Annotated in this window: 15 protein-coding genes; 10 read left to right on the top strand and 5 right to left on the bottom strand. The window is 70.3% G+C overall.

Translation table 11 applies throughout. The annotated features are described in order from the left end of the window. Positions 1 to 156: 156 nt before the first annotated feature. From QF035_RS12470 to QF035_RS12480, 3 genes are all read right to left on the bottom strand, one after another. The gene (locus QF035_RS12470; protein ID WP_307520257.1) at positions 157 to 2,604 is read right to left on the bottom strand and encodes an ATP-binding SpoIIE family protein phosphatase; all 2,448 of its coding nucleotides are present in this window, start codon (positions 2,602 to 2,604) and stop codon (positions 157 to 159) included. 186 nt (positions 2,605 to 2,790) lie between these two features. After that, on the bottom strand, positions 2,791 to 5,184 hold the full coding sequence (locus tag QF035_RS12475) for an MFS transporter (protein WP_307520258.1): 2,394 nt from the start codon (positions 5,182 to 5,184) through the stop codon (positions 2,791 to 2,793). 220 nt (positions 5,185 to 5,404) lie between these two features. Further along, positions 5,405 to 5,848 (bottom strand): SRPBCC family protein, encoded by a 444-nt coding sequence (locus QF035_RS12480; RefSeq protein ID WP_307520259.1) that lies wholly within the window; start codon positions 5,846 to 5,848, stop codon positions 5,405 to 5,407. Between the two features lie 183 nt (positions 5,849 to 6,031). Between QF035_RS12480 and QF035_RS12485 the strand changes: the two genes are divergently transcribed. From QF035_RS12485 to QF035_RS12500, 4 genes are all read left to right on the top strand, one after another. Then, positions 6,032 to 7,066 carry an Rv2578c family radical SAM protein gene (locus QF035_RS12485; protein ID WP_307520260.1) on the top strand — a complete coding sequence of 345 codons (1,035 nt, stop codon included), beginning with the start codon at positions 6,032 to 6,034 and terminating at the stop codon, positions 7,064 to 7,066. Between the two features lie 263 nt (positions 7,067 to 7,329). Next, positions 7,330 to 8,916: an alpha/beta hydrolase gene (locus QF035_RS12490; protein WP_307520262.1), complete on the top strand. Its 1,587-nt coding sequence runs from the start codon at positions 7,330 to 7,332 to the stop codon at positions 8,914 to 8,916. A 65-nt stretch (positions 8,917 to 8,981) separates the two neighbouring features. Continuing rightward, positions 8,982 to 9,380 carry a RidA family protein gene (locus QF035_RS12495; protein WP_307520263.1) on the top strand — a complete coding sequence of 133 codons (399 nt, stop codon included), beginning with the start codon at positions 8,982 to 8,984 and terminating at the stop codon, positions 9,378 to 9,380. Between the two features lie 102 nt (positions 9,381 to 9,482). Next, positions 9,483 to 10,034 (top strand): GNAT family N-acetyltransferase, encoded by a 552-nt coding sequence (locus tag QF035_RS12500; RefSeq protein WP_307520265.1) that lies wholly within the window; start codon positions 9,483 to 9,485, stop codon positions 10,032 to 10,034. On the opposite strand, the gene QF035_RS12505 is transcribed toward QF035_RS12500, so the two are convergent. After that, positions 10,007 to 11,023, bottom strand: a complete 1,017-nt coding sequence (locus tag QF035_RS12505; RefSeq protein WP_307520266.1) for a sensor histidine kinase — start codon at positions 11,021 to 11,023, stop codon at positions 10,007 to 10,009. The genes QF035_RS12500 and QF035_RS12505 overlap by 28 nt on opposite strands. A gap of 390 nt (positions 11,024 to 11,413) precedes the next feature. On the opposite strand from QF035_RS12505, the gene QF035_RS12510 reads away from it, so the two are divergent. Then, entirely contained in the window at positions 11,414 to 12,043 is a 630-nt protein-coding gene (locus QF035_RS12510; RefSeq protein ID WP_307520267.1) for a response regulator, read from the top strand. 307 nt (positions 12,044 to 12,350) lie between these two features. On the opposite strand, the gene QF035_RS12515 is transcribed toward QF035_RS12510, so the two are convergent. Continuing rightward, on the bottom strand, positions 12,351 to 12,944 hold the full coding sequence (locus tag QF035_RS12515) for an adenylosuccinate lyase (protein WP_307520268.1): 594 nt from the start codon (positions 12,942 to 12,944) through the stop codon (positions 12,351 to 12,353). Positions 12,945 to 13,303: 359 nt separating this feature from the next. Between QF035_RS12515 and QF035_RS12520 the strand changes: the two genes are divergently transcribed. The 5 genes from QF035_RS12520 (at position 13,304) to QF035_RS12540 (ending at position 21,168) form a co-directional block, all read left to right on the top strand. Then, positions 13,304 to 15,121, top strand: coding sequence for a 3-hydroxyacyl-CoA dehydrogenase family protein (locus QF035_RS12520; protein ID WP_307520269.1), 1,818 nt, complete (start codon positions 13,304 to 13,306; stop codon positions 15,119 to 15,121). Between the two features lie 388 nt (positions 15,122 to 15,509). Next, on the top strand, positions 15,510 to 16,337 hold the full coding sequence (locus tag QF035_RS12525; protein ID WP_307531067.1) for a TetR family transcriptional regulator: 828 nt from the start codon (positions 15,510 to 15,512) through the stop codon (positions 16,335 to 16,337). Positions 16,338 to 16,809: 472 nt separating this feature from the next. After that, positions 16,810 to 18,147, top strand: coding sequence for a crotonyl-CoA carboxylase/reductase (gene ccrA, locus QF035_RS12530; RefSeq protein WP_143640985.1), 1,338 nt, complete (start codon positions 16,810 to 16,812; stop codon positions 18,145 to 18,147). Positions 18,148 to 18,157: 10 nt separating this feature from the next. Beyond that, positions 18,158 to 20,206 carry a protein meaA gene (locus QF035_RS12535; RefSeq protein ID WP_307520270.1) on the top strand — a complete coding sequence of 683 codons (2,049 nt, stop codon included), beginning with the start codon at positions 18,158 to 18,160 and terminating at the stop codon, positions 20,204 to 20,206. Continuing rightward, the gene (locus QF035_RS12540) at positions 20,203 to 21,168 is read left to right on the top strand and encodes an HpcH/HpaI aldolase/citrate lyase family protein (protein ID WP_307520272.1); all 966 of its coding nucleotides are present in this window, start codon (positions 20,203 to 20,205) and stop codon (positions 21,166 to 21,168) included. Before QF035_RS12535 ends, QF035_RS12540 begins: the two co-directional genes overlap by 4 nt. Positions 21,169 to 21,201 lie beyond the last annotated feature (33 nt).

The raw sequence follows: 21,201 nt of genomic DNA on the forward strand, positions 1-21,201 counted from the left end.
GCCGAAAAGTGACGGGCAGTCCGGTTTATCGCGCCCGGCGTGAAGCGACAAGCAGGCGGCGCACACCTTCACCGCTCGTTCGACTGCCGCACGCCGATGTGCGCCCCTCGTGCCCCTCACTCCCCAGGAACCAGCGGCGGGGCAGGACCGACGGAGCTAGCGGCGCGGCAAGGTCAACTCGAACCACACCGTCTTGCCGGAGCTCGTCCGGCTGGTCCCCCACTCCCGCGCCAGCGTGCTGACCACACGCATGCCGCGCCCGAACTCGTCGAGCCGGCGCGTGCTGAGCAGCGTCGGCAGGGTGTGGTCGTCGTCGTCCACCTCGCACAGCAGTGTCTCGCCCCGGACGAGCCGCAGCTCGATGGGGCGGCTGTGGGAGTGCCGTACGGCGTTGGTGACGAGCTCGCTGACCATCAACTCTGTGGGATCGACAAGGGAGTTCAGCCCCCACACGTGAAGCTGCTCGCGGACCACGGCACGCGCCCTGCCGACCTCCGCCCGGTCGTGGCCGATCCGCCACTGGGCGACGTCCTCGGGCTCGATGCCGTTGAGCCGGGCCATCAGGAGCGCCACGTCGTCCTTGCGGCCGCCGCGGGTGTTGAGGGCGCGGATGATGGTGTCGCAGGCGTCGTCCATGGAGGCGGCCGGGTGCGCGGCGGACTCGCAGAGCGTGGCGAGTCCGACACCGATGTCTTCACCGCGGACCTCGACCAGTCCGTCGGTGCACATCACGAGCCGGTCGCCGGGCGCCACCCGGACGCCCACCGCCTCGAAGGGCACTCCGCCGACGCCGATGGGCGCGCCCGTGGGCAGGTCGAGCAGATCACTGCGGCCGTCCTCGGCGCGGACCAACACCGGTGGGATATGGCCCGCGTTGGCTATCTGCAACTCGCTCCTGATGGGGTCGTACACCGCGTAAAGGCAGGTCGCGAGGTAGTGCTCGCCGAGGCGCTGCGCCAAGTCGTCGAGATTGCGCAGGAGTTGGGCGGGCGGCAGATCGAGGGCGGCCATGGTCTGTACGGCGGTGCGCAACTGGCCCATCATCGCGGCCGAGTTGAGCCCGTGCCCCATGACGTCGCCGACGACGAGCGCGGTCCGTGACCCGGGCAGCTTGACCGAGTCGAACCAGTCTCCGCCGACCCGCCCCAGCAGCGTGCCCGGCAGATAGCGGGTCGCGATGTCGCAGCCCGCCATGCGCGGCGCGATGTGCGGCAGCATGCTGTCCTGGAGGGTCTCGGCGACGCTCTCCTGATACGTGTACATCCGGGCGTTGTCGAGGACGAGCCCGGCGCGGGCGGCGAGTTCGGCGCCGGTGACGCGGTCCATGTCGTTGAACTCGACGCGCTCGGGGTGCCGCAGCAGGATCATGAAGCCGAGGACCACGTTGCGGGCCTTGAGGGGCACCACCAGCATGGAGCGGCCCGTGATGAGGGGCCGGATGTCGCGCTTCTCGAACTGCGCGGCGATCATGTGCCCCATCTGCTCGCTGATGCGGGGCACGAGGACGGGGTCACCGGTGGTCATGCACTGGAAGAACGGGGTGTGTGCCGGGAACGGCATGGCCTCGCCGACAGGCACGACATCGTCCCAGCGGCCCGGCTCGTCCGTGTGCTCCAGGGCGACCCGGTGCCACATGGTGGTCGTGTCGGGCACGCCCTCGGGGAAGCCCTCACCTGCGACGACCTGTTCGCGGAGATAGGTCCCGGCCACGTCGGTGAAGCGGGGGACCACGGCCCGGCTGACCTCGACGATGGTGCGGGACAGGTCGAGCGAGGTGCCGATCCGCCCGCTGACCTCGTTCAGGAACTCCAGGCGCTCGCGGACGGCGGCGTACTCGAGGTCCTCGCCCTCGTCGGATTGGTCCTGCGGCAGGGGTGCGCCGGCCGCGACGGCAGCGGCCGCCCGCTCCTGACGCGCCTTGCGCTCGGCACGCCGGGGCACGCCCCAGTCGGGAGTGACGGGCACTCGGTCGTTCTGGCTGAACTCCAGGACGGGATAACCCAGTTCGAGGACCTGGGCGACGATGCGGGCGCTCTCGCCGACGCTCATGCTGGGCAGGATCTCGGGCAGCCTGCGGGCCAGTTCCTCGGCACCGGGGAAGTCGGTGTGCAGTGCGAACCCGGGTGCGATGCGTTCCATGACCAGGCCCGCGCCGGTGTCCTCGTGGCGCAGCCCGCCGGCGTCGGCGGCGAGCACCAGCAGCCGCTCGGGCCCCGGCCCCACCAGCGGATACGCCCACCACAGCACGTCGATCCGGTCACTGTCGGGCGCCGACAACCGCGCGCGCCCCGCGGCCGGATAGGACAGCCGCCCGTCGAGGGACGACTCCAGGTCGGGCCCGAGGCCGTCGTACGGTGAATACGCCCCGTAGGGAGCGACCTCGTCATCATCGGGCAGGGCACCGGACACGGGCAGCAGATCGACGGCGGGCCGTCCGACTGCCTCGTCCTTGGCGGCGCCGAACAGCCGCCGGGCGCCCCGGCTCCAGTGCGAGACCAGGCCTTCACGGTCGACGACCACCACGGCCAGCGGAATCCGGCCCGCCGCGACCCCGTTCCCGCCCGCACGGCCGTGAGCTGTGCCCCTCTCGGTGCCACGGTCCATGGCCCAGGCCCTCTCTCCCCACGGTCCGCAAGATCTGTACCGCCACAACCACGGTACGTCCGCGCCTGGTTGCCATGTGTGGCATTGAGCGAATTGACTCCGGCGCACACCAGCGCCCCCTTAGGGGCGCGGGGAACTGCGCGACAAGCCCCCACAACCCCGCACCCGACAACGCCCCCTCACCCCTCAGTCTTCATGCCCCAACTGAAGATCCCGCTCAGTCCGCCCACCCCCCGCCACCTGCAGAACGGTAGCCACCGGCGGGTACCCGGCGGCGATCACCGTGTATTCCCCGGAAGAAAGATCAACGAACCGGAACGTTCCGTCACCCCCGGTCGTCAACGTGTCCACCACATTCCCCGCTGCGTCCAGCAGCGTCACCCTCGCGTCTTCGACAGGCCGCCCCCCACTGGCCCGCACGGTCCCCCGAAGCACCGCCCCGCCCGCAAGCTCGACATCCTGGCGGGTCTCCCGGGCGGCCTGCACACTCACGGGCAGGGCAGCGGGTCGAAAGGCCGGCGCACTCGCGGCCAGCGTGTACTCCCCGGCCACCAACTCCGAGATGACGTAACCCCCTTCACGCCCACTGCGCGTCGTGGCGACGACCTCACCGTGCACATTGGTGAGCGTGACGGTCGCGTCCCGCACAGGCGTCCCGTCCGCCGTCACCACGCTCCCGGCCAGCCGCCCGGCCCCACCGAGCACGACGTCCAGCTCGACCGGCCGCTCCCCGACGGTGACGCTGACGGCCTGCGGCTGATGCCCGCCCGCCGCGGCGATGAGGACGTACGACCCCGACCCGGGCGTCGACAACGCATACCGTCCGTCGTCCCCGCTCGCGCCCCGGCCGATCTGCTGTCCCGCGACGTCGATGAGGGTGAGCGCGGCGCGGGGCACGACGGTGCCGTCGGGGTGCTGGACGGTCCCACAGACGGGCACTCCGGCGGCGTACGAACGCGCCTGCGGGACCGAGGAGTTGTAGGACGCGGTGGTCTCGGGGGCGGCAGAGGTGTGGTGGGACACCAGCGGTTTCTCCTTGAGGAAGAAGGCGACGAGCAGGCCCAGGACGAGCACCGGCACGAGGTAGAGGAAGATCCGCGGCATGGCGTCGGCGTAGGCCGCGATGTAGCCGTCGCGAAGCTCAGCGGGCAGTGCGTGGACGAGCTGCGGGGTGATGGACTCGGGGTCGGGCAGGCCGGCCCCGGCGGGCAGCCGTTCGGCGAGGGAGTCGGCGAGCCGGTCGGCGAAGAGCGTGCCGAAGATCGCGGCGCCGACGCTGCCGCCGATCTGCCGGAAGTAGTTGTTGGCGCTGGTCGCGGTGCCGAGGTCGCGGGGCTCCACGGAGTTCTGTACGGCGAGGATCAGTACGGGCATGACCAGGCCGATCCCGGCGCCGAGTACGGCCATCCAGATGCTGTAGTACAGCCGGGGCGTGTCGGTCTCCAGCCGCGACAGGAGCCACATGCCGAGGACGGAGAGGAAGCCGCCGAGGATCGGGTAGATCTTGTAGTGGCCGCTGCGGCTGATGAGCTGGCCCGAGACGACCGACGCGCCGACGATGCCGGCCATCATCGGGAGCATCAGCAGGCCGGACTCGGTGGCGGTGGCGCCGTCGACCATCTGCAGGTACGTGGGCAGATAGCTGGCCGCTCCGAAGAGGGCGACCCCGACGATCACGCCCACCAGAGCGGTGACGTTGAAGACCCCGTCGCGGAACAGCCGCAGGGGGATGAGGGGTTCGACCGCGAAGTGCTCGACGACGAGGAACAGGGCCGTCGAGGCGACGGCTCCCGCTCCGAGCCCGAGAATGACGCGCGAGTCCCACGCGTACTCCGTACCGCCCCAACTGGTCAGCAGGACCAGGCAGGTCGAGGCAGTGGCGAGCAGCAGGGCACCGAGGACGTCGAGGCGGCGCCGGGCGGTCGGCTTGGGCAGTTTGAGCACGACCGCGACGACGACGAGCGTGACCAGGCCGAAAGGCACGTTGATGTAGAAGCACCAGCGCCAGGAGAGGTGGTCGGTGAAGTAGCCGCCGAGCAGCGGTCCCGCGACCGACGCGAGACCGAAGGCGGCGCCGATCAGGCCCATGAAGCGGCCGCGTTCCCGGGGCGGCACGATGTCCGCGATGATCGCCTGCACACCGATCATGAGTCCGCCGGCGCCGACGCCCTGGAGCGCGCGGAAGGCGATCAACTGGTCCATGGTGCGCGACCATCCGGCCAGCGCGGAGCCGATCACGAAGACGACGATCGCGAACTGGAAGACGCCCTTGCGGCCGTAGAGGTCGCCGAACTTGCCGTAGACGGGCAGTCCGACGGTGGCGGTGAGCAGATACGCGGTGATCGCCCAGGACATCCTGTCCAGGCCGTGCAGCTCTCCGACGATCTTCGGGAGAGCGGTGGCGACGATCATCTGCTCCAGCGCGGCGAGCAGCAGCGCCAGCATCAGCGCGAAGAACACCATCCGCACGCGGGCCGGGCCGAGCTCCTCGAACCCCGGTGGTTCCGGCGGCCCTTGGAGTGTGTCAGGGGCCGGGGCCGAAACGCCGCGTTCGCTCGCCGCCAGAGTCGTCCCGCCCACGTGCTGCTCCCCTCGTCGCGCCTGCGCGGCCCATTTCTCGCATTACGCGACAACTGGGAGCAAGCGCGACGAGTCGCCCTTCAGTGGAGCTCAAGGGGCGTATCCGCCGGTGGGAGCCCTACGGCGTACGACGGAGCCATACCGAAAACCACTCGAAACGGTGAGCGTGAGAATCGCCCGGTCGAGCGCCTCCGCGCGCTCACCGGGACTGCGCCGAGGGCTACTTCTCCACCTCGGTGGCGAGCTTCGCGAGCACCTCGTCGTAGATCCGCCCGAGGCCCTTGGGCGCGAAGGTCTTCTCGAAGAAGCCGCCGATGCCGCCGGCGCCGTTCCACACCGAGGTCACGACGACGCGGGACTTGCCCTCGCCGGCCGGGGTGACCCGCCAGGTGGTCACCATCGAGGAGTTGCGGTCCTTCTCGACGAGCTCGCCGTCGGTGGGCTCGCTCACCTCGAGCAGGCAGTCGCGGACGCGCTTACTCGTGGCCTGGAGCTTCCAGTGGACGAGGCTGCCCTCGCCGTCGCCGCCCTCGCGCACCTCGTATTCGCTGAAGTGCTCGCTCAGGAGCTTCGGACGCGTGCCGGTGTAGTCGGCCAGCGCATCGAACACGTCGTCGGGCTGAGCCGCTACGACTCGCTCAGTGGTGGCCTCGACCTGCGCCATTGCGTTCCTCCAGCACTCGGGATCTCGGGGGTCAGCGCTCAGCCAACCATCAGGCGGTCGAGCCGCCCAAATCGGGGTCCCCTCAGGGCCCGGAGCCTCGGACGCCACGCCCGTCGAATATGAGTTCGCACGATCAAGGGAACATGTGTTCTATTCTGTGTCCAGTGCTACCGAGGAGGCGTCATGCGCTGGGAGAACCTCACAGTGGAGTCCGGCGGCAACCTGCCGAGGGACGCCGCGCTGTTCGGCGCGGACGCGGTGACCACACGTACGTTCGACACTCCGGAGTTCCGTGGAATCACGTTCCACGAGATCCGGGCCAAGTCGATCGTGAACCGGGTGCCGGGCGCCTCGCGCATGCCCTTCGAGTGGACGGTCAACCCGTACCGGGGGTGCACGCACGCGTGTGTCTACTGTTTCGCCCGCAAGACCCACAGCTATCTGGACCTCGACACGGGCCTCGGCTTCGACAGCCAGATCGTGGTGAAGGTGAACGCCCCGGAGCTGCTGCGACGGCATCTCGGCTCGCGGCGCTGGCTGGGCGATCACATAGCGATGGGCACGAACGTGGACTGCTACCAGCGCGCCGAGGGCCGCTACCAGCTGATGCCCGGCATCATCGCGGCCCTGCGCGACCACGCGAACCCCTTCTCGATCCTCACCAAGGGCACGCTGATCCTGCGTGACCTCGACCTCCTGAAGCAGGCGGCCGCGGTGACCGAGGTCGGGATCTCCGTCTCGGTGGGCTTCACCGACCACGAGCTGTGGCGGACCGTGGAGCCGGGCACGCCCGCCCCCGAGCGCCGCCTCGACGCCGTCCGCGCCCTGAGCGAACACGGCATCGACTGCGGGGTCCTGATGGCCCCGGTGATCCCCTTCCTGGGCGATGACCCGTCCCAGCTGCGCGCGACGGTACGGGCGATCGCGGCCTCCGGCGCCACCTCGGTCACGCCGCTCGTGCTGCATCTGCGGCCGGGGGCGCGCGAGTGGTTCATGAGCTGGCTGGCACACCACCACCCGTATCTGGTGCGCCGCTACGAGCGGCTGTACGCGGAGGGTGCCTACGCCCCGAAGTGGTACCAGCGCCGGATCACCCGTCAGGTCCACGAACTGGCCGAGGAGTACGGGATAGGTCCCACGCGCGCGGGGATGCCGCGCAGGATCCCGGCACCCGCCGAACCGGCCGTCCCGGAGCCGACCCAGCTCACCCTTCTCTGACCGGCACCGGCACCCGCTCCGACCAGCGCGCCTCAGCTGCATCCGGGCGCATCGCGCGGGCCGATCGGGTCAAACTCTTGTCAGAATCGCTTCTTCCGGGCGGCCACTCCGGGACGATACGGCGAAGGCCGTGGCGTGCACGGCCCACAACCTCCGTCCTGGGAGGTCCGATGCTGCATCTCCCCGGGGGACAACCCCCGGACCCCCGGCCCGAGGATCAGGCCAGAATCCCTGCCCGGAACATCCATGCGAGGCGATTCATCGTGAACCGACGCGCAGCTGCTCTGTGCGGTGCCGCTGCCGTGGTGGCCGGAATGATCACCGCGATCCCGGCCGGCGCGAGCGCGGACTCCGCGACCGCACCGCGCACCACGCTCTCCGCCGACCCGGCGAAGCTCACCTGGAAGAAGTGCGGCACCACCGCCTATCCGACGCTCCAGTGCGCGTCCCTGAAGGTGCCGCTCGACCACACGAACCCGGACGGCGAGCGCATCACGCTCGCGCTGTCACGGGTCCCGCACACCGCGAAGAAGTCCCAGGGGCCGCTCCTGGTGAACCCGGGCGGCCCCGGCGGCAGCGGTCTCACGCTCGCCGGGTTCGTCGCGGCCACGCTGCCGAAGGCGGTGGCCTCGCAGTACGACGTCATCGGCTTCGACCCGCGCGGCGTCGGCGCCAGCAAGCCCGCCCCGAACTGCAGGCCGGGGCACTTCAAGCCCGTACGCCCCGACTCGGTGCCGAGCACCCCCGCCCTGGAGAAGGCCAACCTCGACCGGGTCAAGGCCTTCGCGAAGGCGTGCGGCGCGAAGTACGGGAAGCTGCTGCCGTACCTCGACACCGTGAGCGCGGTCCATGACATGGACGCGATCCGGCACGCGCTCGGCGCCAAGAAGATCAACTACTTCGGATACTCGTACGGCACCTACCTGGGCGCCGTCTACGCGAAGCTCCACCCGGACCGCGTACGGCGCATGGTGCTCGACTCCATCGTCGACCCCACCGGTGTCTGGTACGAGGACAACCTCGCGCAGGACCACGCCTTCAACGACCGTCACCGGGCCTTCATGGCCTGGGTCGCCAAGAACAACGCGAAGTACAAGCTCGGCACCGATCCGGAGAAGATCGAGGCCAAGTGGTACGCGATGAGGGCGGCGCTGGCGAAGAAGCCCGCGGACAAGACGGTGGGCGCCTCCGAACTGGAGGACACGTTCGCCCCCGGCGGCTACTACAACGGCTACTGGCCGTATCTCGGCGAGGCGTTCGCGGCCTTCGTCAACGACAAGAACGACGATCCGCTGGTCGAGGCGTACCAGAACTTCGGTGCCGTCGACGCCGCGGGCGACAACAGCTACAGCATCTACACCTCGGTGCAGTGCCGTGACGCGTCCTGGCCGCGCGACTGGGAGACGTGGCGCGAGGACAACTGGGAGGTGTACGAGAAGGCGCCCTTCATGACCTGGAGCAACGCCTGGTACAACGCGCCGTGCGCGTTCTGGCCGACGGACTCCCTGGAGCCCGAGGACGTCTCCAACGACTCGGTGCCGCCGGTGCTGCTGTTCCAGGCGACGGACGACGCGGCCACCCCGTACGAGGGCGGAGTCGTGGTCCATCATCTGCTGGGCGGCTCCAGCCTGGTGGTCGAGCAGGGCGGCGGCAACCACGGCATCACGCTGAGCGGGAACACCTGCCTGGACAAGCACCTGGCCACGTATCTGGCCGACGGCAGGGTGCCGCGCGGTGGCGGCGAGGTCGACGCGGTGTGCAAGACGCTGCCCGACCCCAAGCCGCTGAGCAAGAAGGCCTCGGCCTCGCGCGGCACGACGCTGCACGGGCTGCTCGGATTCCGGGGCTGAGCCCCGGCAGGTGAGCGGCGGCGCCCGTCGGGGGCGTTGTCAGTGCCGTGGTGCAGGATTGATCCATGGCCGAACTGACGCGCATCTCCGCCCCCGACGGGGTCGCCCCCGCCGCCGCGTACACCCACGTCGTCATGGGCACGGGCCGCTTCGTGGCGGTCTCGGGCCAGCTCGCGCTCGACGAGGACGGCAAGCTCGTCGGGGAGGGTGACCCGGCGGCGCAGGCCCGTCAGGTCTTCGAGAACCTGCGGCGCTGTCTGGCCGCGGCCGGGGCGACCTTCGACAACGTGGTCAAACTGACCTTCTTCGTCACGGACATGGCGTACATGCCGGCCGTCCGCGCGGCCCGGGACGAGCACATATCCCCCGACCGCCTCCCGGCCGCCTCGGCCGTGCAGGTCGCCGCCCTGGTGAGCCCGGACTTCCTGCTGGAGATCGAGGCGTTCGCGCTGCTGCCCGAGTGAGCCGAGGGTGTCGCCCGAGGTAGTCGCGGGTGCCGCCCGGGCGATCCGCGGGCCCGCCGTAATTCACGGGACCCCTCCCCCACGGCCGCCTAGGGTGCCGCCATGGACGAACGCCTCCGCTCCCCTTCCGCCACTCTCCACGTCCGGGAGATGGTCCTGGCCGACTGTCCCCGCGTGGCCGAGATCCGCGTGCGCGGCTGGCAGACGGCGTACAAGGGGATGATGCCGCAGGCGTACCTCGACGGGCTCGACCCGGCGGAGGACGTCGGGCGTCTGCGGGCCCGCTTCGAGCAGGCCGGTGAGAGCGTGGTGAGCCTGGTCGCGGAGTGGGACGGCGACGTCGTCGGCTGGGCGTGCCACGGCCCGTACCGGGAGGGCGAAGTCCGCACCGCGGAAGCCGAGTTGTACGCGATCTACGTGGACCTCGACCGGCTCGGGCACGGTGTCGGCCGCGCCCTGCTGCGGGAGTCCGTCGCCCGCTGCACGGCCGCGGGGCACGGCCGGATGCTGCTGTGGGTGCTCCGGGAGAACACGGGCGCGCGCCGCTTCTACGAGAGGGCCGGTTTCGCACCGGACGGCGCTGAGGAGCCCTTCGAGGTGGACGGTGTCGAGGTGCCGGAGGTGCGTTACGCCCGTGTGCTGGGCGGCTCCTGAGGGAGGCTCACGCAGAACACGGCGCCGCTCGGCCGGCCGGGCTCGTACCAGGCGTCGCCGCCGTTCGCACGGGCCAGGCTGCGGGCGATCCACAGGCCGAGACCGGTGCCCTCGGTGACCGCCGCCGTCGCGGGGTCGCGGCGGTAGCGCTCGAAGAGGTGCGGGACGAAGGACTCGGGCACGCCCGGACCGTGGTCCGCGACGGACAGTTCGATGTGTCCGCCGGTGGCACGCGCTGTGATCTCGACCGGCTCCCGGCCGTAGACGAGGGCGTTCTCCAGGTAGTTGGTGAAGATCTCGGCGAAGCCCACCCGGTCGACGCGGGCCACCAGATGCGCCGGGACGGCCAGCCGCAGGTCACGGCCGCGGGCCGCGGACTCGGCGAGCCGTTCCAGGAGGAAGCCCAGCACCGGCACCGCTTCCGGCACCCCCTGCTGCCACGCCCCGTCGATGCGGGCTGCGGTGAGCAGCTTGCGGACGAGCGACTGCAGTCGGGCCGTGCGCTCGGCGATCCGCTCGACCAGTTGCGCCCGCCCCTCGTCCGTCAGGTCGGGTGGCGGCTCCTTCAGCACGTGCACCAGGGCGCCCAGGGCGGCGAGCGGGTTGTGCAGTTGGTGTGCGGCCACGGCGACGACCACGCTCTGGTGTTCGAGGGCGGACTGGAGGACGTGGTCTGCCTGCCGTCGGCGGGTTCCGTCGCGCAGCGCGGCCACGTACAGCCGGCGGTCGTCGTGTCGGGCCAGGGTGACCCGCATCTCGACGACCTTGCTGCGGCCGTTCGGCAGGACCAGTGTGACCTCGGTGGCCTCGCCGTGGACCAGCGGGAAGCCGAACACCGAGCCGATCAGTTCGTCCTCGGGGCGCTCCAGCAGGGCCGCCGCGGCCGGGTTGCAGGCTCGTACGCAGCCGTCCGCGTCGACCGCGACGATGCCGTCCGGGGCGGCCAGCATCATGGCTTCGTAGAGATCCCGCGGCCCGTCGTCAGTCATTGATGTCGCCCCCGCCGCCCCTACCGATTCCCGTCCCTTTTCGGGGGCCAGCCCCCGAACCCCCGCTCCTCAAACGCCGGAGGGGCTGAAGATCTCGCAGCCCGGGCCGACATACTCAGCCCGTCCGGCGTTTGAGGACGAGGCCGTTCAGGCCGACAAGCGGGGGTCTGGGGGCGCAGCCCCCAGGGACGGGACGGGTAGGGGCGGCGGGGGCGAAGAACCACGCTTTCGGCCTCAACTCTGGACTGCCACAACGCCGTTGGGCCAGACACGGGGAACACATTTCCGAGTACGGCCGGGGCCTGACGGCGCCGCACGGCACTACGCTCGAAAGCGCATCGCCACAACCGGCCCAGGGAGAGCCGGCCATCCGGAGGGGGAGGATCCGGGATGATCCGCGTGCTCGTGGTCGAAGACCAGCGCGCGCTGGCCGACGCCCTGGCCATCGCCATCGCGGCGCAGCCCGACCTGGACTGCGGTGACGCGGTGGGCACGGTCGACGAGGCGTTGCGGGAGGCGGCCCGTCGGCCACCCGCCGTGGTGCTCATGGACATCCATCTGCCGGGCAGGGACGGCATCGAGGGCACCCGGCTGCTGAAGGCCGCGCATCCCTCGACCCGGGTGGTCGTCCTCACCGCGGACGCGACCCCCGACCAACTGGCGCGGGCGGTGACGGCGGGCGCCTCGGCCTTCCTCGCCAAGCACAGCGCCTTCGGGGACATCCTCACCGCGATCCGGACCACGGCCAACGGCAAGCTCCTGGTGGAGGAGTCGACCCTGGCGGCGCGGCTGCCCGAGCAGCGGTGGGAGCGGAGCGGGCTGACCCGCCGGGAGCACGAGGTGCTGTCCCTGCTCGCCCAGGGACACGGACTCAAGGTGATCGCGGACCGTCTCGTGCTCAGCCGGCACACGGTGCGCGGGCATGTGAAGAGCGTCCTGGTGAAACTGGGCGCCCACAGCCAGCTGGAGGCCGTGGTCACGGCGACGCGCCTGGGCATCCTGCCGCGCCCGACCGCATGACACGTTCCGACCGTAGAACGGTGAATCAGCCCATCTGAGGGGGCCGTTCGCCCCGCCTGGGGGATGCCCGGGCCCCCGCCCGCTGTCTATCGTGCGAAAAGTGCGGCCCCGTGGACCGGGGCCGTCGGGGAGCAGGACCCGGGCCAGATGCGCGGAGATGACGGCAGGTCGGATCCCGCGACGTTCGTCCGCCTGCCGGTCGCCCGTCTCCCGCCGGGCGAACCCCCGGCGACCCCGCCTTCACCAAGCGCGCTCGGCACCCGCCGCCGACCTTGTGCTCCCCGTGCCCATCCCGCCCAATCCACGCCTATCCGCGTGGCGAGCGCTGCGCCGGCAGCCTCTTCAGCGCACCCGCCGCCGCCTGGGCGAGCGGTGGATGGGCGAGGGCCTCGTTCAGGACGGGGCGGGCCCGTTCGTCGCCCAGAGCGCCGAGCCCGTCCACGCACGCGATGGCGACACGGCGGTACGGGTCGTGCGGGCGGAACCTGCGGGCCAGGGTCGTGATCAGCGCGGGTACGGACTCGGGAGCGCGCAGCTCGACCAGGAGCCGTACCGGATGGAGCGCGTAGGCGACGCGCAGCTCGTTGGTGGCGAGGGCGGCCGCCGCGCGGGCGGTGCGCGGGTCGCCGAGCCGGGCCAGGGCATGCGCGGCGGACGCGCAGCGCTGCGGGTCGCGGTGGTTGAGCAGCAGGACGAGTGCCTCGAAGGCCCGCCGGTCTCCGGCGAGCCCGAGCCGGAACGCGGCCAACTCCCGTGCCCAGAGCCGCTGTTCGGGTGCGACTAGCACGTCGGCCAGTTCGTCGAGGTCGCCGGTCGAGGCCAGCCGCTCGTACGAGTACGACGCGGCCGCGCCCGCCTCGTGCCGTAAGCGCTGGGTGAGCGATCGCAACTCTTCGTCCATATCGCCGAAGCCTATCGGCGACGTACGTCACATTCACCGGGGACTGGCGCGCTCGTTACCCACGAGTTAAGCTCAATCGAGCGAGTTACCCACTCGCTGACTTGCTCGTGGTGGCCTGGTGACGCAGCCGCCGCGGGTGCTGGTCGGTTCGGTACTTCACGTACCTCAGTACGACACGGCTCCGGGACAGGGCCGGTCGGGTCTTCCTCACCGTTTCGTGGGCTCGCAGTCTCACCCACTCACGGCGCCGGGCGTGTGCGCTTTCGTAGCCCGGCATCACCCGCAACCTCCGCACCGTGTGCGCCCGTCGGCGTACCCGGGTGCGTCCCTCAGTCGTCACTCATTCCTGGAGTCCCGCGATGGCCACTCCCCTGTCCGACCCTTCCCTGTCGCTCTCCGCGTCCCCGCTCAAGACCGTCGCCGTCGTCGGCCTCGGCACGATGGGGACCGGCATCGCCGAGATCCTGGCCAAGGCCGGCCGCGAGGTCGTGGGCATCGACATCAGCGAGGCCGCCGCCGCGCAGGCCACCGCCGCCCTGGAGTCCTCGACCGCCCGCGCCGTGCAGCGCGGGCGCATCACCGAGCAGGAGCGCGACGACGCTCTCGCCCGCTTCGTCACGTCGACGGACCTGCGGGCCGCGGCCGACGCCGACCTGGTGATCGAGGTGGCTCCGGAGTCGTACGACATCAAGCACCAGATCTTCCGGGAGCTGGACGGCATCGTGCGTCCGGAGACGATCCTGGCGACCGGCACCAACGCCCTGTCCGTCACGCGGCTTGCCGCCGACTCGGCCCGCCCCGAGCGGGTGCTTGGCCTGCACTTCTTCAACCCGGCCCCGGCGATGAAGCTGGTCGAGGTCGTCTCGTCCGTGCTGACCGCGCCGGCCGCCGTCGCCGCCGTCACGGACCTCGCCCTCGAACTCGGCAAGGAGCCCGTCGCGGTCGGCGACCGCCCCGGCTTCGTCGCCGACGGGCTGCTCTTCGGCTACCTCAACCAGGCCGCCGCGATGTACGAGGCGAAGTACGCGAGCCGCGAGGACATCGACGCCGCGATGAGGCTGGGCTGCGGCCTGCCCATGGGCCCGCTGGCGCTGCTGGACCTGATCGGCGTCGACACCGCGCGTACGGTCCTGGAGGCCATGTACGCCGAGTCGCGCGACCGGCTGCACGCGCCCTCGCCCATCCTCAAGCAGCTCAGCGAGGCGGGCCTGACCGGGCGCAAGTCGGGGCGCGGCTTCTACACGTACGACGCCCCGGGCAGCGCGACCGTCGTGCGGGACGCGCTGACTCCCCTGGAGGGCGCTTCGCCGCTGCCCGGCCGTACCGTGCGTTCGGTCGGCGTCGCGGGCTCCGGCACCATGGCGTCCGGTATCGCGGAGGTCTTCGCGAAGGCCGGGTACGAGGTCGTGCTCGCCGCCCGCAGCGAGGAGAAGGCGCAGGCCGCCAAGGCCCGTATCGGCAAGTCGCTCTCACGCTCCGTCGACAAGGGCCGGATGACCGCCGAGGCCGCCGCCGAGACGCTGGGACGGATCACCGCGGCGGGCTCGTACGACGCCTTCGCGGACGTCGATCTGGCGCTGGAGGCGGTCGCCGAGGACCTGGAGATCAAACAGCAGCTGTTCGCGGTGTTCGACAAGGTCTGCAAGCCGGGCGCGATCCTGGCCACCACGACCTCGTCACTGCCCGTCGTGGCCTGTGCCCGCGCCACCTCGCGGCCGCAGGACGTGATCGGCATGCACTTCTTCAACCCGGCCCCGGCGATGAAGCTCGTCGAGGTCGTGCGCACGGTCCTGACGGCCGACGACGTGCACGCCACGGTCCGGGAGGTCTGCGCGAAGGTCCGCAAGCACCCGGTGGACTGCGGCGACCGGGCCGGTTTCATCGTGAACGCGCTGCTGTTCCCGTACCTGAACAACGCGATCAAGATGGTCCAGGAGCACTACGCGACGCTCGACGACATCGACGCCGCGATGAAGCTCGGCGGCGGCTATCCGATGGGCCCCTTCGAGCTCCTCGACGTGGTCGGCCTGGACGTCTCGCTGGCCATCGAGAAGGTCCTGCACCGCGAGTTCCGTGACCCGGGCCTCGCCCCCGCGCCCCTCCTGGAGCACCTGGTGGCCGCGGGCTGCCTCGGCCGCAAGACGGGCCGCGGCTTCCGCGAATATGCACGGCGCTGAGCCGCCGCGCGACGCCGGGCCAGGGGACAGGCCCGGCGAGCTCGCCTCCGGGCCATGGGACCGGCCCGGAGGCGGGCCCGCGGCCGGATCCGGTGCCGGAGCCGCCCTCGGATCCGGCACCGGGCCGGGGGCAGAGCAGAGGTCCGGCGGCGGGCCCGTGAACGGGACAGAGCACCAGGCGGCCGTCGGGTCCACAAACGGGACACGGCAGCGGGCGGTCGTCGGGTCCATGGACGGGTCCGCGCACGCGGCCGGGCTCTCGGCCGATGGCCGGCCCGGCGACTTGTTCGCCGAACACGCCGACTGGGGCGGACTGCTCGATCCGGCCGCCGCCCCGGTCCCGGTCCCGGTCGGGGAAAGACCCGGTCATGAGCGCTCCGCCGCGTACATGCAGTACGTTCGGGGCATGTCCCAGCCCGCCAAGTCCTCCCGTACCCCAGCCACGCCCGACGCTCCGGAGAGCGCCGCGGGCAGTCGTGCGGCCGCGCAGCGGCTCAAGATGCGCCGCGAACTCGCGGCCGCCGCGATGGAGCTGTTCGCGACGAAGGGGTACGAGGCGACGACCGTCGACGAGATCGCGGCCGCGGCCGGGGTCGCCCGGCGCACCTTCTTCCGGCACTTCCGCTCCAAGGAAGAGGCGATCTTCCCGGACCACGACGACACGTTGATCCGGGCCGAGGCGGTGCTCAACGCGGCGCCGGCGCACGAGCATCCGCTCGACACGGTGTGCCGCGGCATCAAGGAAGTCATGAAGATGTACGCGGCGAGGCCGGAGATCTCGGTGTCACGCTACAAGCTCACCCGCGAGGTACCAACCCTGCGGGAGGCGGAGATCGCGTCCGTGGCGCGCTACGAGCGGCTCTTCACCCGCTATCTGCTGGGCCACTTCGACGAGCACGCCCACGACGACGACGCCAACGACGACCCGCTGCTCGCGGAGGTCGCCGCGTCCGCCGTGGTCACGGCCCACAACCACGTGCTGCGGCGCTGGCTGCGGGCGGGCGGCCAGGGAGACGTCGAGAGCCAGCTCGACCACGCCTTCGCGATCGTCCGGAAGACCTTCGGTACGGGCATCGGGGCCGGGCGGGACACCCCGCCGCGCTCGGTGCCCGCCGCCTCCGTGGAGGGCGAGGTGCTGGTGACCGTGGCCCGCGTGGACGCTCCGCTGGACCAGGTGATGCGCACGATCGAGCAGGCGCTCAAGGAACGGCCGTAGCAGCACCCGCGAAACCGCGGCAGCCGTAGCAGCACTCGGTGGAACCGCGGCTCAGCCGCTGTCCTCGCCGAACACCTGATCGCCGGACGAGCTCCAATGTGAGCGCGTCCGGCATCTTTTTGCCCAGATTCAGGCGTTTCCGGACCCAGTCTGATCGATCATCGCTCACGTGTTACGTAAAGATTTCACCTGAGCGCAACTTCTGGCACTCCGTGCCTTGCGGCGTGACACGGCGTGCCATACGTTGAAGTTGTCCGGGCGGCCGGCGTGCAGAGATCCTTCGTACGCCGGCTGTCCCCGCAAACCAATGGTCTGCGCGCCCGGACGCCTGCGTCACAGGCAACCTTCCGCGCCACAACGCGCTGCCGAGCACCACCCTCGCCGAACCGACGGCACTGCCTCTCACCAGCAGCAATCACCCCGACGTAACCCTCAGCGTTCCCCTCAGACGCTCATCGCCGGAGGCACCACCGTGAAGGAAATCCTGGACGCGATTCAGTCGCGCACCGCCACGTCCGCCGACTTCGCCGCACTGCCGCTCCCCGAGTCGTACCGCGCGATCACCGTGCACAAGGACGAGACGGAGATGTTCACCGGACTCGCCACCCGCGACAAGGACCCCCGCAAGTCGATCCACCTGGACGACGTGCCGGTGCCGGAACTCGGCCCCGGCGAGGCCCTGGTGGCCGTGATGGCCTCCTCGGTCAACTACAACTCCGTGTGGACCTCGATCTTCGAGCCCATGGCGACCTTCGGGTTCCTGGAGCGCTACGGCAAGCTCAGCGACCTCACCAAGCGCCACGACCTGCCGTACCACATCATCGGCTCCGACCTGGCGGGCGTCGTGCTGCGCACCGGCCCGGGCGTGAACGCCTGGCGGCCCGGTGACGAGGTCGTCGCGCACTGCCTGTCCGTCGAGCTGGAGTCCAGCGACGGGCACAACGACACGATGCTCGACCCCGAGCAGCGCATCTGGGGCTTCGAGACGAACTTCGGCGGCCTCGCCGAGATCGCCCTCGTGAAGTCCAACCAGCTGATGCCCAAGCCCGACCACCTGTCGTGGGAGGAGGCCGCCGCCCCCGGTCTGGTGAACTCCACCGCCTACCGGCAGCTGGTCTCCCGCAACGGCGCCGGCATGAAGCAGGGCGACAACGTCCTCATCTGGGGCGCCAGCGGCGGACTCGGCTCGTACGCCACCCAGTTCGCGCTGGCCGGCGGCGCCAACCCCATCTGTGTGGTGAGCAGCCCGCAGAAGGCGGACATCTGCCGTGCGATGGGCGCCGAGGCGATCATCGACCGCAACGCCGAGGACTACAGGTTCTGGAAGGACGAGCACAACCAGGACCCCAAGGAGTGGAAGCGCTTCGGCAAGCGCATCCGTGAGCTCACCGGGGGCGAGGACGTCGACATCGTCTTCGAGCACCCGGGGCGCGAGACCTTCGGCGCCTCGGTCTACGTCACCCGCAAGGGCGGCACGATCGTCACCTGTGCCTCGACCTCGGGCTACAACCACGAGTACGACAACCGCTACCTGTGGATGTCCCTGAAGCGGATCATCGGCTCACACTTCGCCAACTACCGCGAGGCCTGGGAGGCCAACCGGCTCATCGCGAAGGGCAAGATCCACCCGACGCTGTCGAGGGTGTACTCGCTGGAGGAGACCGGGCAGGCCGCGTACGACGTGCACCGCAACCTCCATCAGGGCAAGGTCGGAGTCCTGGCGCTGGCGCCCACCGAGGGCCTCGGCGTGCGCGACGAGGAGAAGCGCGCCCAGCACGTCGACGCCATCAACCGCTTCCGGAACATCTGAGGGCCACCCCATGACTGAGCGCCAGACGCCGCAGGCGAAGAACGAAAGGGACCGGCCGTGGCTCATGCGCACCTACGCCGGTCACTCCACGGCCGAGGCGTCCAACGAGCTGTACCGGCGCAACCTCGCCAAGGGCCAGACGGGTCTGTCGGTCGCGTTCGACCTGCCGACCCAGACCGGCTACGACCCCGACCACATCCTCGCCCGCGGCGAGGTCGGCCGGGTGGGCGTGCCCGTCTCGCACCTCGGTGACATGCGCCGGCTGTTCCAGGACATCCCCCTGGACCAGATGAACACCTCGATGACCATCAACGCCACCGCCATGTGGCTGCTGGCGCTCTACCAGGTCGTCGCCGAGGAGCAGGGTGTCGACATCACCAGGCTCCAGGGGACGACCCAGAACGACATCGTGAAGGAGTACCTGTCGCGGGGCACGCACGTCTTCCCGCCGGTGCCCTCGCTCCGTCTGACGACGGACATGATCTGCTACACGGTCAACAACATCCCCAAGTGGAACCCGATCAACATCTGCAGCTACCACCTGCAGGAGGCGGGAGCCACCCCGGTCCAGGAAATCGCGTACGCGATGTCCACCGCGATCGCCGTCCTGGACGCGGTGTTCGCGTCCGGGCAGATCGCGGAGGAGCAGAAGGGTGACGTGGTCGCCCGTATCTCCTTCTTCGTGAACGCGGGCGTCCGCTTCGTCGAGGAGATGTGCAAGATGCGGGCGTTCGGCCGCATCTGGGACAGGATCACGCGCGAGCGGTACGGGATCGAGAACCCCAAGCACCGCCGCTTCCGGTACGGGGTCCAGGTCAACTCGCTCGGTCTGACCGAGGCCCAGCCGGAGAACAACATCCAGCGGATCGTGCTGGAGATGCTGGCGGTGACCCTCTCGAAGGACGCACGCGCGCGTGCCGTCCAACTCCCGGCCTGGAACGAGGCGTTGGGCCTGCCCCGGCCCTGGGACCAGCAGTGGTCCCTGCGCATGCAGCAGGTGCTCGCGTACGAGAGCGACCTGCTGGAGTACGCGGACATCTTCGAGGGCTCGCACGTCATCGAGGCCAAGGTCGCCCAGCTGGTCGAGGACTCGTTCGCCGAGATCGACCGGATCCAGGAGATGGGCGGCGCGATGGCGGCCGTCGAGTCGGGCTATCTGAAGTCGCAGCTCGTCTCGTCGCACGCCGAGCGCCGGGCCCGTATCGAGTCCGGCGACGAGAAGATCGTCGGCGTCAACATCTTCGAGTCGACCGAGCCGAACCCGCTCACGGCCGATCTGGACGCCGCGATCATGACGGTCGACCCGGCGGTCGAGGCCGGGGTGACCGCCGCCCTCAAGGACTGGCGCGACACCCGCTACCAGCCCCCCTTCAATCACCCGCGCCCCTGCAAGGCGCTGGAGCGGCTGAAGGAGGCCGCGAAGGGCACCGGCAACCTCATGGAGGCCACCCTGGAGTGCGCCCGTGCCGGAGTCACGACCGGCGAGTGGGCCGGTGCCCTGCGCGAGGTGTTCGGCGAGTTCCGCGCCCCCACCGGTGTCTCCTCCGCGCCCGTCGCGGTGACCGCCGAGGAGGGCTCGGCCATGTCGGAGGTCCGCCGCAAGGTGGAGCTGACAGCGAAGGAGATGGGCGTCGGCAAGCTCCGTTTCCTGGTCGGCAAGCCGGGCCTGGACGGGCACTCCAACGGCGCCGAGCAGATCGCCGTACGGGCCCGTGACGCCGGCTTCGAGGTGGTCTACCAGGGCATCCGGCTCACGCCCGAGGAGATCGTGACCGCGGCCGTCGCCGAGGACGTGCACGCGGTGGGCCTGTCGATCCTCTCCGGCTCGCACGCCCAACTGGTGCCTGACGTGCTGGAACGCCTTCGTGTGGCCGGTGCCACAGACATCCCGGTGATCGCGGGTGGCATCATCCCGAATGGCGACGCCGAAGACCTGCGGGCCGCGGGAGTGGCCGCGGTCTTCACTCCGAAGGATTTCGACATCACCGGAATCATCGGCCGGATCGTCGACGAGATCCGGAAAGCGAACAAGCTCGACCCACTGGAGGTCCCCGCATGACCAGCCCCGTCAACCGTCTGCGTCCGCGTCGCTCCTGCCTCGCGGTGCCGGGGAGCAACCCCCGCTTCCTGGAGAAGGCGCAGGGCCTCCCGGCCGACCAGGTCTTCCTGGACCTGGAGGACGCGTGCGCGCCGCTGGCCAAGCCCGAGGCGCGGCACACCATCGTCAAGTTCCTCAACGAGGGTGACTGGACGGGCAAGACGCGGGTCGTGCGGGTCAACGACTGGACGACCGAGTGGACGTACCGTGATGTCGTGACGGTGGTCGAGGGCGCGGGCCCCAACCTCGACTGCATCATGCTGCCGAAGGTCCAGGACGCCCAGCAGATCGTGGCCCTCGACCTCCTGCTGACGCAGATCGAGAAGACGATGGGCTTCGAGGTCGGCAAGATCGGCATCGAGGCGCAGATCGAGAACGCCCAGGGTCTGAACAACGTCAACGAGATCGCGACGGCCTCCCAGCGCGTCGAGACGATCATCTTCGGCCCGGCCGACTTCATGGCGTCGATCAACATGAAGTCGCTGGTCGTGGGCGAGCAGCCGCCCGGTTACCCGGCGGACGCCTACCACTACATCCTGATGAAGATCCTGATGGCCGCCCGCGCCAACAATCTCCAGGCGATCGACGGCCCCTACCTGCAGATCCGCAACATCGACGGCTACCGCGAGGTCGCCGGACGCGCCGCCGCCCTCGGCTTCGACGGCAAGTGGGTGCTGCACCCGGGCCAGGTCGAGGCGTCCAACGAGATCTTCTCGCCCTCCCAGGAGGACTTCGACCACGCCGAGCTGATCCTGGACGCGTACGACTTCTACACGTCCGAGGCGGGCGGCAAGAAGGGCTCCGCGATGCTCGGCGACGAGATGATCGACGAGGCCAGCCGCAAGATGGCCCTCGTCATCTCCGGCAAGGGCCGGGCCGCCGGCATGCAGCGCACGTCCAAGTTCGAAGCGCCCTCCGACTGACTCGGGCCATGCAGTTCGGAAACACGAAAAACC

Source organism: Streptomyces umbrinus, from assembly GCF_030817415.1.
Lineage (GTDB): Bacteria > Actinomycetota > Actinomycetes > Streptomycetales > Streptomycetaceae > Streptomyces > Streptomyces umbrinus_A.